The 12,534-nt window shown below is 55.4% G+C and carries 10 protein-coding genes; 6 read left to right on the forward strand and 4 right to left on the reverse strand.

Going from position 1 to position 12,534, the window contains the following annotated elements:
• Positions 1-107: 107 nt before the first annotated feature.
• The 6 genes from PT279_RS05285 (at position 108) to PT279_RS05310 (ending at position 6,942) form a co-directional block, all read left to right on the forward strand.
• Complete coding sequence (locus PT279_RS05285; protein ID WP_033521170.1) at positions 108-392, forward strand: HU family DNA-binding protein; 285 nt, start codon at positions 108-110, stop codon at positions 390-392.
• A 130-nt stretch (positions 393-522) separates the two neighbouring features.
• Positions 523-1,380 (forward strand): inositol monophosphatase family protein, encoded by an 858-nt coding sequence (locus PT279_RS05290; protein WP_277166310.1) that lies wholly within the window; start codon positions 523-525, stop codon positions 1,378-1,380.
• Between the two features lie 255 nt (positions 1,381-1,635).
• Complete coding sequence (locus PT279_RS05295; RefSeq protein WP_277166313.1) at positions 1,636-1,830, forward strand: ubiquitin-like protein Pup; 195 nt, start codon at positions 1,636-1,638, stop codon at positions 1,828-1,830.
• Positions 1,830-3,356, forward strand: a complete 1,527-nt coding sequence (locus tag PT279_RS05300; RefSeq protein WP_277166317.1) for a proteasome accessory factor PafA2 family protein — start codon at positions 1,830-1,832, stop codon at positions 3,354-3,356. Before PT279_RS05295 ends, PT279_RS05300 begins: the two co-directional genes overlap by 1 nt.
• A gap of 780 nt (positions 3,357-4,136) precedes the next feature.
• Positions 4,137-5,894 (forward strand): isopeptide-forming domain-containing fimbrial protein, encoded by a 1,758-nt coding sequence (locus PT279_RS05305; protein WP_277166320.1) that lies wholly within the window; start codon positions 4,137-4,139, stop codon positions 5,892-5,894.
• A 22-nt stretch (positions 5,895-5,916) separates the two neighbouring features.
• Positions 5,917-6,942: a class C sortase gene (locus PT279_RS05310; protein ID WP_277166323.1), complete on the forward strand. Its 1,026-nt coding sequence runs from the start codon at positions 5,917-5,919 to the stop codon at positions 6,940-6,942.
• A 118-nt stretch (positions 6,943-7,060) separates the two neighbouring features.
• Here PT279_RS05310 and dop read toward each other — a convergent pair whose 3' ends face one another.
• The 4 genes from dop to fmt form a co-directional block, all read right to left on the reverse strand.
• Complete coding sequence (dop, locus tag PT279_RS05315) at positions 7,061-8,827, reverse strand: depupylase/deamidase Dop (RefSeq protein WP_277166325.1); 1,767 nt, start codon at positions 8,825-8,827, stop codon at positions 7,061-7,063.
• A gap of 29 nt (positions 8,828-8,856) precedes the next feature.
• A complete protein-coding gene (gene arc, locus PT279_RS05320; protein ID WP_277166327.1) occupies positions 8,857-10,500 on the reverse strand; it encodes a proteasome ATPase in 1,644 nt (547 codons plus the stop codon).
• Positions 10,501-10,537: 37 nt separating this feature from the next.
• Positions 10,538-11,392, reverse strand: a complete 855-nt coding sequence (locus PT279_RS05325; RefSeq protein WP_277166329.1) for an aldo/keto reductase — start codon at positions 11,390-11,392, stop codon at positions 10,538-10,540.
• Between the two features lie 98 nt (positions 11,393-11,490).
• Positions 11,491-12,525, reverse strand: coding sequence for a methionyl-tRNA formyltransferase (gene fmt / locus PT279_RS05330; protein WP_277166331.1), 1,035 nt, complete (start codon positions 12,523-12,525; stop codon positions 11,491-11,493).
• Between the last annotated feature and the right edge of the window lie 9 nt (positions 12,526-12,534).

Genomic DNA, 12,534 nt, shown 5'->3' on the forward strand with positions numbered 1-12,534 from the left:
GAAGAAACTACCAGAATTGGCGGTATTTGGCGAGACTTTGGGCTAAACTGTATAACTGAAAATGGCTTTTACCAAACAGGAAAGCCCCTTATCAAAAAGGATTCTTCATGGCATACAACAAGTCTGATCTCGTTTCGAAGATTGCACAGAAGTCCAACCTGACCAAGGCACAGGCCGAAGCGGCCGTCAACGCCTTCCAGGATGTGTTCGTCGAGGCAATGCAGTCCGGCGAAGGCCTGAAGCTCACCGGTCTCTTCTCCGCCGAGCGTGTTCGTCGTGCCGCCCGCACCGGCCGCAACCCGCGCACCGGCGAAACGATCAAGATTCCGGCATCCTACGGTGTCCGCATCTCCGCTGGCAGCCTCCTCAAGAAGGCCGTTGCCTCCAAGTGAGACAATCATAGGATCATTTGATCTTCCAAACCTCCGATTGCTATCTCGACCGGAGGTTTTTTCATGCGCATTTGGAGGTTATAAAGCCTACAGGATAGTATATTAATGGCAAAACGACAGGCAGGTAGACATGACGACTAATCCAAGGGCATTGGCGCTCAAAGTGGCTCAGGTGACACAGGACGCCGGCAAACACGCGCTTCAGGACCAAATCAATCCGCGGGATTTCGCCGAGCTGGAAATACCGTCGACCTCCAGACGTCTGGGGAGCAGCATCGACAAGAAGCTCATCGCGTTCATCGAAAATCGTCTCAACTATCTCGAACCTTTTGACGGCATGTGGCGTGACAGGCCCGAAAACGCGAAGCCCGGCGACCGCTTCTGGTGCGTAGGACCAATCGACGGGGCCATCAATTTCCGACGGAACATGAGCGAATGGACTATCACGGTCTCGCTTTTTGAATTCAACGAAGAGAACTCGGCACAGCCGGTTCTGGGCGTCGTGCACGCTCCCGCGCTCGGTCTTACCTATCTGGCCGCCGCCGGACAGGGCGCCATCCGCATCCGCCGCACGCCCATCGGCGAAAAACGAGGCAAGGCACTCCCCTCGACCATTAGCACGCTGACCGGGTCGGTAGTGAGTTTCGGTATGTCGCATGTCCCGGCGGAATCCGAACGCGCGTTCCACGTCTTAAGCGAGATATCCGGCAAGCCCGCCGACGTCAAGCGCATCGGCCCGGTTTCGCTCGATCTGTGCAAGGTGGCCGACGGCACCTATGACGCCTATTTCGAGCCGCACCTGCACCGTTGGGATATCCCCGCGGTCTCGGCCGGTACAGTTGTGGTCCGTCAGGCACAGGGCAGGGTGAGCCGCTGGAACGGCAACCCCATCCATTGGCGTAGCGAGAACGACATCGTGGCCACCAACGGTCCGATTACCGATGAACTCAAGCCATATCTCGTCGACCTGGCCTACCCGTTCCAATAGATTATCGGTTCTGATCACTGGTTCACCTTTCACATTCGATTTTCCGAATGGATAGATTACCTTGAAAACCGACCTTGGGTCAGCAAGGCATTGAATGCCGCCGCTACCCGATATCGATGGACGCAGGCTGAATACCAGTCAACGAACAAGACGAGATGCTTGATATTACTTGCGCTAAAGTGAAAAAAGAATATGCATATTTATGGCAACTTTGGGCAACGGTTTTGCTTTCGTTGCCAGATGTTAAGGAGTGACATGGCACAGCAGTTTGTACAGCAACAGCATCAAAGCGAAGAACCTCAATCACAGGCCCAAAGCAAAACACAAAAAAACGACAGTTCACAACTCCAGGAAGACGCTCTGGACGCCGTACTTGACGACATCTCCTCAACCTTGGAAACCGATGCGGAAACGTACGTCTCCAGCTTCGTGCAGAAAGGCGGCGAGTGATGCCTCAGCTGCGTGACAGCAGCAATCAAGGACCGGGCAACACCACGCTGCGCTCCCCCGAATATGATTCGTTCCACCGTATTTTCGGCATCGAAACGGAATACGGGGTTTCGGTGACCGGAGCAAGTAAGCCCTGTGATCCCGGCCAGGTGGCGATGATGATGTTCGCGCCGATACTTTCACGATCGCGCTCCACCAACACCTATCTGGAGAACGGCTCACGGCTCTACCTAGACGTCGGCTCGCATCCTGAATACGCCACCGCCGAAGCACGGGATCCGTCAACAGCGCTGGCACAGGATCTGGCCGGAGAGAAAATCATGCGTCGCTTGGCCATCGGCGCGCAGGAGAGGCTGCGCAAAACCCATGGCGAACACGCCACCATCCATCTGTTCAAAGACAACGTCGATTCGGCGGGCCATGCCTTCGGCTGCCATGAGAACTATCTGGTGCGTCGTTATGTCTCCCTGCCTATCATCAAAAGCCAGTTATTGCCATTTTTGGTGACACGTCAGCTCTTCACCGGAGCCGGAAGAGTCACGGAAAACGGATTCGAAATCACGCAACGCGCCGCATTCCTGGATGAGGGCGTTTCCTCCTCCACCACCCGTTTCCGACCGATGGTCAATACCCGTGACGAACCGCATGCCGACCCGGACGAATTCCGCAGGCTCCATGTCATTATCGGCGATTCCAACCGCTCGCAATGGGCGACGAAGATGAAGCTGGCCACCACTCATCTGGTACTCTGCGTCATTGAGGATGCTGCGAAACGGGGCATTGCCTCTGGGTTCGAATATTGCGCTTTAAGCGCTGATCCGAGCGTGTCGAACAAGGCGATGAGTGCCGACCTGAGCTGTGGCAAACCCGTGATGCAGGTTGAGGATATCGACGCGTTGCGCACGATGCAGGAAAAACTTGGACTCATGTCTTCACCTTCCGGCTTAGAGAATCATTCCGAGACTGTAACGGCCCTGGAAATCCAGTATCTGTACTGGACTATCGTTTCAAGGTTTGTTGACTCCCATCATGACCAGATTGAGCAATCCCTGCCGGATACCGACCATGCCGATATCCTACGTGAATGGAAGGCAGCACTCGATGCGTTGGCCTCCAAAGATTTCTCGTCCCTTTCCAACCGCGTCGACTGGGCCGCAAAATACCAGCTGCTTGCCAAAATGAAGGAACGCAATCCCGAACTTTCGCCGACACAGGCTCGCCAAATCGATATGAATTACCACGACGTCGTCAACGGGTCCATCTATCAGTCGCTGGTTGGTCATGGACTCATCGAGACACTCGTATCCGACGACGCCATCGAGCATGCGCTCGGAAACCCGCCTGAAGACACGCGGGCTGCGCTGCGTGGAGGGTTCGTTCATCAAGCCTTGAAGGCAGGAGCGAAATTCACCTGTGATTGGACACATCTGAAGACGAGTTCTCCGATCCGTCACGAAGTCGAACTCATCGACCCATTCTCCTGTGTCCCCGACAGCGAATACCGTCGGTTGGTCGAAGACATGTAGTCTTTGCCATAGATTGACCCGTTTTGCACACCGACCGGCAAACGAAGACGCGCCCATTGGGTTCAAAATATCATCGATAGCGAAAAATTATCCATCTTGAATAAACTGTTTTCCGTATGGGCGGAAACCCGCGATTCTCAACGAGTTCAACGATTTCAAAAAATTCATATAATCTTCGAATTTTATCGTTTTACCTTTTATCGCGGCATACATATCAATAGTTTTTGAAGTTATGCTAAAAAATGTTGATGTTTATCATTATGTGATTACAGTCGCAAGGAGTACCAATGCCGCCATCTTGAAATCGAAGCGAGCAGCAACCGATGACATGCTCGAGCAATAAAGCAAGGATGCCCGTCATATCGCGCATCCACTCAATCCACATGACCAGTGATAAAAGATGCTGCCTCCTGTGATCCGCTCAAGAATCATACAGGAGACAGCTGAGGTATCGAATTTTGGTGAACTCGCTACCGTTCTTTATCTTACTCCAAGGGTGTAACACATTTTGTATCGGCCCCGATGGTAATGGTCTGCACGCCAAATATCAAATGAACCGTTTCCAGACAAACATACAGGAGTGAACGCCCGTCATTGAACGCAACCCGTTCATCGGTCAATGCCAATCGTGGTTTCAAATCCCAGGACCAGACTCCACACAGCTATCTCTCGTTTGTTTCAGGCGCGCTCGACCGATTTGCGCGAATCCGTCGAGCGACCGCCGATAACGGCTCGTCAAAATCATTTATCTCATCCCAGAAAAGAGAAGAGAACCTTACAATGAAGCATCTATCAGTCAAGAAACTCATGGTTTCAGCTCTCGCTTTGCTGACCGGAACAACCATGCTCGCAAGCACCGCGACAAGTGCGTCGGCCATAGAAGACCAACCGAACGTCGATTTCGACATTACCGGCGCACAGGAGGTAATCAGCAACCATATTTTCGTCGCAGTCAAACTCGGCGATTACAACCTTCAGGACCCCGCACACAACACCATGGAGGTCACCTCGGTGGACAACACTGCAATCAGGAACGCGGCCTCCACCGCACTGACCGCGGTCGACGCAAATGCCCAGTTCACCGACCCCATCAGCTGGGTCGCGGAAAACTGGGGATTCAACCATGACACCTCCGGACAGTCTCCTTATACCGGCAACGTCCGCGATTTCGTCCAGAAACTCACAGCCCAGGCGGATATCACCAACGCAATCTCGACTTCGACGATTAAGGCGACAGGAGGTGCAGCAGATGCAAGCGGGCATGCGACTGCACACTTCAACATCCCCAACGGCATCTATCTGATCGAAGACACCACTCCACAACTCGATCCGAACACGGGCACCGAGCAAACCATTCCGATGCTGGTAAGCACCAAAGCCGGAAAGATAGTCGACGGAGCAAGCGTGAACCTGCCGGGAATGTCTTCATCGGCCGAAGTGAAATCCACCTATCTGCAGAAACCAGTGAAAAAAGTCGACAAACCCACGCATAAGGTCGGGGACCCTATCAAATTCACCATTGATTCAACCGTTCCCCTGTACACCTATTACGATCCGAACAGCTACATGCTGCATGTCAACGACCAGCTCTCCGCAGGATTGACCTATGATTCGTCGATTTTCAACGAAACCGTGAAAATCGGCAGCACGACACTCACCCCAGGCCAATATGGCCTTTCGGTGTTCAACCAGCAGGCGCAACCGGTGTCCACGGCGCCATCTAGCCACACCACCGTGAAGGGGGCTTCAATGGTCTTTGATCTGTCGGAATACATAAAAGGCAAAATCAACGTTCATGATTTCAGCCTTGCCGGGCAACCGATTGAAATCACCTACACGGTATTGCTCAACGAGGACGCCATCACGATCGATCATGGAAATTCCAAGAACACCGCAACGGTGACCTACAAGGACAACCAATCCACCGACTGCCATGGGACCACGACTCCGCCAGTCGAGAAGCACGTATACACCTTCAACTTCGCAATCAAGAAGATTTCGAAATCCCAAGGCACGGTGTTGCCCGGTACCGAGTTCCAGATCTTCCAAGGTACCTCCACCACCCCGATGCCCATGTACAGCGACGGCAACGGCGGTTATCGCCCGCCTCAAACCGGCGAGGCCAGCGTGGATAAGCTGGTGGTCCCTGCAAACGGGATCATCAAAATTTCCGGCGTTGATGCAGGTACCTACACGCTGAAGGAGATCAAGGCCGTCACGGGCTACATCATCCCCTCCGATTTCAAATTCAGCGTGACCATCACCCCCACGTTCAACAGCGACCAGACACTGAAGACGGTCGATTATTCGGCACCGGCCGGAGACGTTTACGGCCTTGTCTCCAAAGACGGCACCGATCCGCAGCTTTACATCGTCAAGAACATCAAGACCGTCATCGATCTGCCCAGAACAGGTCAGGCGGGCATCATGATGCAGATCATCCTTGGCTTGCTGCTGGTTGGCGCCGGTGCCGGAATCTATGTCGCCGTACGCAAAAGCCAACATTCACATGTCGGCAAGAACGCGGCTTCCCGCTGATCGCAGAAACTAAGAGAATGATATGAAAACGGATGAGACCATTTCACAGCCGTCGGTTTGCCGGCCCATGCCGGACAATCGAGGCAATACGGTCTCATCCGACTTTGATGACCCCGGAAACAGTGAGGATTCATTGCCGAACGACAGTCCAGGCCACACACCGATTGTTCCCATCATCCTCAAGACCTGTGCGATTGTATTGATCGTACTGGGCTTTTCCGCTATCGCCTATCCCCTGATACTCCAACAGATATCCTCCAGACGATTGGCCCGCAACGCCGAGGCCTCGGAAGTCCTCGCCGAATCCCAATCGCCGCGCCATCTCAAACATGAGTTGGACATGGCGCATCGTTACAACGACGAACTTGCCAGGACCGGTCAGCCATTTCTGGGGGAAATCCCTTCAGACGCCTCACATTCGGCGCTCCAGACATCTCCGGACGCCGACAACGTCAAGCGCTATCAATCCCTTCTCGACGAGGGTGAAGGCATCATGGCGACGATCACCATACCGAAAATCTCAGTCAAACTTCCCGTCTATCACGGCACTGACGACAGAATCCTCGCAAACGGAGCCGGACATCTCTACGGCAGTTCACTGCCGGTAGGAGGCGCCTCCACACACGCCGTGATAGCTGCGCACAACGGCATGGCCGACTCGTTGATGTTCACCAGGCTTGATGAGTTGCGCATCGGAGACCGGTTCTCCATCAAATCGATGGACAGGACATTGTCATATCGGGTCGACCGAATCAACGTCATTCTGCCCGATGATGACAGCAAGCTCCGAATCGAACCCGGCCAGGACAGAGTCACACTCATGACCTGCACCCCTTACGGTATCAACGATCATCGGCTTTTGGTCTCCGCAACCCGCACGGCTACACCCGTCAACGATACAGGCAATGACACGAAAAAAATCTGCATAGGAGAAACATCCATCGCCATGGTCACCCTGATAAGCTGCATGACGATAAAATATGTGCAGAAAAGAAACAAACCGACCCTCGCGAGACATCACCAACACCCAACCAATCATTCACTGTAGGCATGGATTTTCTCGTTCCGTTTTCGTCATAGGCACAACATATAAATATGTAATACGTACTGATATGAGACAAGACCGGCGTTCAGACCTCACGCGCAATTGCAAGGAAACTGCCAATTCACATTCGTTTCACACCAGCTTCAAGGCTGCGAAGAGTCTGTGCCGCCGTTTCGTGCCGATTCCGGCATTCCTCCAAGACCCCGATGCAACGCTGTCTGGTCCAGCGCCCCGGCTCTGAAATATCCAAAGAAAAAAGTCCTGGAGCACAGGCCTCCATCGGCGTTCCCTCCGTATCGGCGCAAAGCGATGGGGAATCGACCGGATTCTCGGCTGGCTCCTGCTCAATGTGCGCCTTAGTACTCTGACGGAGGCCAGCTAAATCGCCGTCATCGTCCCTGTCGCTTCCGCCATCCCGTACAGTGAGATGCGACCATGAGGCGGCAACCACATCCTGCGGGAAGCAGCTGATGATTTCAGAGCGTAGCCAGGCTCGGGTGTCTTCCGGAGGTTTCGACATCGCATGCTGAACCTGAATATCGGCCTGGCTCTGGCTTTCATTTGAACTTAGAGTCACACGTTCGGTCTGCGGCTGCAAACGCGAGAAGACCGAATACGACGGGTCCAGCGCGGCCCAGCTCAGGTCGAGGGCAGCCAATTTCGGATTGGACCAGTCGGCATCGGTTTTACGCCGCAAACGCTCCAATAGCTGCCATTTGAGCAGCCATTCCAGTCGTGAACCCTCGCCGGCCATCTTCAAACGCTTGTCATCACTGGCATGGCGCACCGCGGCGACGTCCATCAACGCCTGCCGCCACATCGCCATGATCCGTTTGGTCTCTTCGTCCGGCCATAGCGGCTCTCCCCTATTATCGCTTCCGTATGTCGCAGCCCCTTGCACGGATACCGCAGACAGCAGACGCACCTGAATCTGCCAGGCAGTCGTGGTGCCGCCCGCTTCAAGCGGCAATTGGTCCGCCAAACTCAGATCATGGGATACGGTATGCATCGCCTCGACCGGATCGACCAGCTGCAGCTCGGCGAGCAAACCGTCAAGGTCGCATGCCGAATCATCAGTTCCGGCGTGTTCAAGCAGCCACAGCAGCATACTCGTCGCGCCGAGCTTTAAGACCTGCGGCACATCCATCCGGTTGGCGTCACCGACGATGACGTGCAGACGACGATAATCGCCAGTGACGTGAGATTCGTCGCGGGCGTTGACAATCGGGCGGTCGAAGGTGGTCTGCAAGCCTACGAGGGAATGGACGTAGTCGGCGCGCTGGCTCAGCTGATAACCTGCTTGTTCACTTTTCTCGCCGATGCCGACACGACCGGAACCGGTGTAGATCTGACGGGAGACGAAATGCAAGGTCATCAGCGCCGCGACTTTCTCAAACGGAACGCGACGCCGCATCATATAGTTTTCGTGCGTACCCCAACTGGCACCCTTCCCGTCGACGTTGTTGCGATGCAAGACGATATGGGAACCGTTGTGCTTATTGGCTTTCTGAGCAGCTTCGAACATGATCCGATCGCCGGCATGGTCGTAGCAGACCGCTTCAAAGGGATCCATCGTTTCCGGCGCGGAATATTCGGGATGCGCATGGTCGACATAGACCCGGCCGCCGTTGGATGCAATGACATTGACAATCTGCCGTTGCGGTTCGTCGGTGAGCATGTCGGGCCGTGCGGAAGCGCGTGGCAGGCGTGTACCGCGAGCGTCGTTCAACGGATCTTCCTGCCGGTAATCCCAGCGGATATGTTGCGTCTTGGGATTCGCCGCACCGCTGACCACGTCAAACGAAAGCTGAACCGGATTGTAATGGTCTTTTCCTGATTCCGAAACCGCATACTCCGTCTCGGTTCCCATCATCCTGCGTACGCTCATTGAGATGCACCTCTTTTAGACGAAAATCACTACTCTGCGGGACGGATACGAACCGCGTGGCCGCCGGCGATGCCGTTGATCTTGGACCATTGGACCGGATCAGAGTCCATCACCGAATCGCTGGTTTCCTCAAACTCGTCGTCCACAGCACGAAGAACGGCATCCGCTCCGATTTTCATCGGACTGCCGAGCGTAATCGAGTCCTTGACGGCATGCGTCTTGACCCGATCGACGATGTTCTTGAGCATCGCCCCGCACATCACATCGGCCAGAATGACCCTCGACCAACGGCCCTGATCGTCACATACATCGCAGATATGCCGTTGCGGGCCATCGGCATAGACACTGTCGACCAAGACCTGGGTCAGTGTTTCGGCGTTTTGGCCGGTTTCATACGGCAGGTTATCGGTGAGATAATGCGATACGATCTGTGCTGCGGCCTTTTTATCGGGACGGTCGATGCGAATCTTGACATCGAGACGGCCAGGCCGCAATACGGCGGGATCGATCATGTCGACGCGGTTGGAGGCTCCGATGACCATGACATTGTCGAGGCTTTCCACGCCGTCAAGTTCGGCGAGGAACTGCGGGACGATGGTCGTTTCCACGTCACTGGAGACGCCAGAACCACGCGTGCGCAGCAGCGAATCCATCTCGTCGATGAAGACGATGACCGGTTTGCCTTCAGCCGCACGCGCCCGTGCCCGCTTGAAAATCAGGCGGATCAGGCGTTCCGATTCCCCCACGTATTTGTTCAGAAGCTCAGGACCTTTGACCGAAAGGAACACACCGTTGCCGGCATCCCCGCCAGACAACGCGTTCGCGACGGCCTTGGCGATGAGTGTTTTACCGTTGCCCGGAGGCCCGTATAGCAGCACTCCCTTGGGCGGGCGCAAATCGTAGCGTTCGAAGAGCTTGCGGCGCAGGAACGGCAGTTCGACGGCATCCTTAATCCGTTCGATCTGGGAATCCAGTCCCCCGATGTCAGCAAACGTGGCATCCGGAATCTGCTCAAGCACCAGATCAGTGGCATTCTCCACGGGCAGTATTTCCAACGCCATCCGGGCCATGCCATCCACCAATACGCGAGTCGAGGGCTCGATGGAAGTATCCGCGAGCGCACTCGCCCGTTCGATCAGCGTGACGTTGCCCGAAACGTCCTCGATCATCAGCCGTCCGTCGTCCAAAACCTGCTTGACGATGCGCACGGCACCAGAGATTTCCAGCCCCCGTTGCTCGACGAGAACCATATTCTCGTTCAAAAGCACCGTTCTGCCACCGACCAGACGCGAGGCGGGCACATTCGACGCCACCGGCACGATAAGCCGGCGGTTGCCAGAGAGCACTTCGGCCATGGCACGCTGTACGCCCTGCTCATCGGTGCTGCACGAGTCCACCCGCACCATCGTGGCGAAATTCAACGGCGGAGCGGTCATCAGTCCAAGCTGCGACTTGGCTTTCTGCAACTCTTTGCCGGCTCGAGTCAAGGCGACAGCCAAGGCATGGTTTTTCGCCCTCAGGTTGTCATTCTCGCGTGCAAGCTCGTCGTTGGAATCAGGAAACCCACTGTTATGAGTCTCTGGGCCCTGTTTCTCTCCGCCGTCTGCCGGTATTCCACCTACAGAACGATTTTTATCAGGTGTCAAACCGTTGCCTTGCTCACCGTCACTCATTGCAAATCCACTTCTTTGATGAAAAGCCCGTGTGGGATCAATCCATATCCAGCGGAATATGATGGGTCGGCGCGGGGTAACGCTTGTCGAGTTCTGCCAGATCCTCCTGGGTCAGTTCGATTCCGGCTGCGGCGATATTGGCACGCATGTGTTCGGGATTGGAGGTCTGCGGGATGGACAGGGTGTTGCCGTCGCGCACGGTCCATGCGACCAGCAGTTCATAGGTCGTGACGCCATGCCGCGCGGCTACTTCACGAACCGTGGAATCGGTCAGCATGCTGGTCTTGAGATTGTTGGAAAGCCCACCGACGGGACTGTAGGCAATCAGGGGGATATGACGTTCGCGCTGCCACGGCAGCAGATCGTATTCAATACCACGAGATTCAATGTTATAAAGATCTTCGTTCGCAGCGACGTTGCCACCGGCAGGAAGCGCCACCAGTTCCTGCATATCAGGAATGTCGAAATTTGAAACGCCCCAAGCGGCAATTTTGCCCGTTTCCCGCAGCCTGTCAAGCTCGGCAACGGTTTCTTCGAGCGGAATCGATCCGCCACGCCAATGATAGAGATACAGATCAAGATGATCGGTCTGAAGCCGTTTGAGGCTGGCGTCGAGATGCTCTTCCATCACCGCCTTGGAGGCATTGTCCGGCTTTACCTTGGAGATAAGGAAGATATCGTCACGACTGAACGGCTTGAGCGCTTCGCCCACCAACGTTTCGGACTTGCCGTCGCCGTAGACCTCGGCGGTATCGACCGCCCGGGCACCGGCTTCGATGCCGGCTCGAATCGCAGCGACCTCCTCATCATGGTTTTGCGGGTCGTTGCCCATATGCCACGTACCGATGCCGACTGCCGGGACTTCCTGTCCTGCAATGTTCAGCTTCCTCATAACATGCCTCCCTTGTGCATTTCACACCTAAAGTGTGCCATCTTGACTTTACTCTGCCAGTCTAGCGGTATTAAGTAAACCGCATCGAGCCCTCAGCTTCAGTCAACGTATGCATCCGCGGACAGACGTGCGCCGCGGGCCCAATCAGCGGCTCGCATGGCCTTCTTGCCCTGAGCCTTGACTTCTTCAAGCTCGAGCGGGTCAGTTGCGGTGCCAATCCAGACGTGCTTTTTGCTTGTTGACAACATACCCGGCTTGAGGTCGGTGGGAACCTGTGGATCGTTGCCATCGGCTGGACGCGCCTTCAATACATGGAAGGGCTCGGCATTGCCCATATCACGTTCAGCGTTCGGAGAAACCTTGGTTTTATCGCTCCGTTCAGACCCATTGGCACTATTGACCGCACCCTGCGGATGCAACATGCACCAAGCACCGGGCTCAGGAGTGCAGGCGCGAATCTGTCGGTCGGTGGCGAAAACAGGGACATCGAAGCGGATACGTGCATCCTCATGACTGATTTTCCTGGCCACTTCATAGGCACCCTGTGGTTGCTCCTGAAGGACGATCCGCCCTTCGGCCATGGCAGTCAACGCAGAAGCCAACAGATGCGAACCATCTTCTGCGAGGCGGGCAAGTATATCGCCGGAGGTGTCGTGCGCACCGATCTCACAGGTCGACTGTGCCAGGATCGGGCCGGTATCCATGCCCTTGGTGAGCCTGAAAACGGTGGCACCGGTGACGGTATCGCCACTCCAGACGGAACGCTGCACCGGTGCCGCACCACGCCATTGCGGCAACAACGAGAAATGCAGGTTGTACCAGCCCATTGGCAGTGCGCCAAGCACGTCTTCCTTCAGAATCTTTCCATAGGCGACGACTGCCCCGGCCTGCGCACCCGTGGCTTTGAGCTCGGCGATGAAGGTCGGCTCCTTCGGGTCGCATTCCAGCACGGGAATATCCAACTCAAGCGCGGCCTCTTTGACCGGGCTGGGCATCAGCTTGCGTCCCCGGCCTTGAGGTGCATCAGGCCTGGTGAGCACGGCTACAACCTGGAAATGCTCCTCGTCTTGAGCCAACTGGCGCAACGCCGGAACCGCTACATCCGGCGTTCCGGCAAACAACACTTTCAACATGGAAGTTCC

The sequence above is a fragment of the Bifidobacterium sp. ESL0784 genome, assembly GCF_029433295.1.
Lineage (GTDB): Bacteria > Actinomycetota > Actinomycetes > Actinomycetales > Bifidobacteriaceae > Bifidobacterium.

Bases quoted from the DNA above. Each gene is read 5' to 3' on its own strand.
- PT279_RS05285 (WP_033521170.1), top strand. From the start codon at position 108: ATGGCATACAACAAGTCTGATCTCGTTTCGAAGATTGCACAGAAGTCC.
- PT279_RS05290 (WP_277166310.1), top strand. From the start codon at position 523: ATGACGACTAATCCAAGGGCATTGGCGCTCAAAGTGGCTCAGGTGACA.
- PT279_RS05295 (WP_277166313.1), top strand. From the start codon at position 1,636: ATGGCACAGCAGTTTGTACAGCAACAGCATCAAAGCGAAGAACCTCAA.
- PT279_RS05300 (WP_277166317.1), top strand. From the start codon at position 1,830: ATGCCTCAGCTGCGTGACAGCAGCAATCAAGGACCGGGCAACACCACG.
- PT279_RS05305 (WP_277166320.1), top strand. From the start codon at position 4,137: ATGAAGCATCTATCAGTCAAGAAACTCATGGTTTCAGCTCTCGCTTTG.
- PT279_RS05310 (WP_277166323.1), top strand. From the start codon at position 5,917: ATGAAAACGGATGAGACCATTTCACAGCCGTCGGTTTGCCGGCCCATG.
- dop (WP_277166325.1), bottom strand. From the start codon at position 8,827: ATGAGCGTACGCAGGATGATGGGAACCGAGACGGAGTATGCGGTTTCG.
- arc (WP_277166327.1), bottom strand. From the start codon at position 10,500: ATGAGTGACGGTGAGCAAGGCAACGGTTTGACACCTGATAAAAATCGT.
- PT279_RS05325 (WP_277166329.1), bottom strand. From the start codon at position 11,392: ATGAGGAAGCTGAACATTGCAGGACAGGAAGTCCCGGCAGTCGGCATC.
- fmt (WP_277166331.1), bottom strand. From the start codon at position 12,525: ATGTTGAAAGTGTTGTTTGCCGGAACGCCGGATGTAGCGGTTCCGGCG.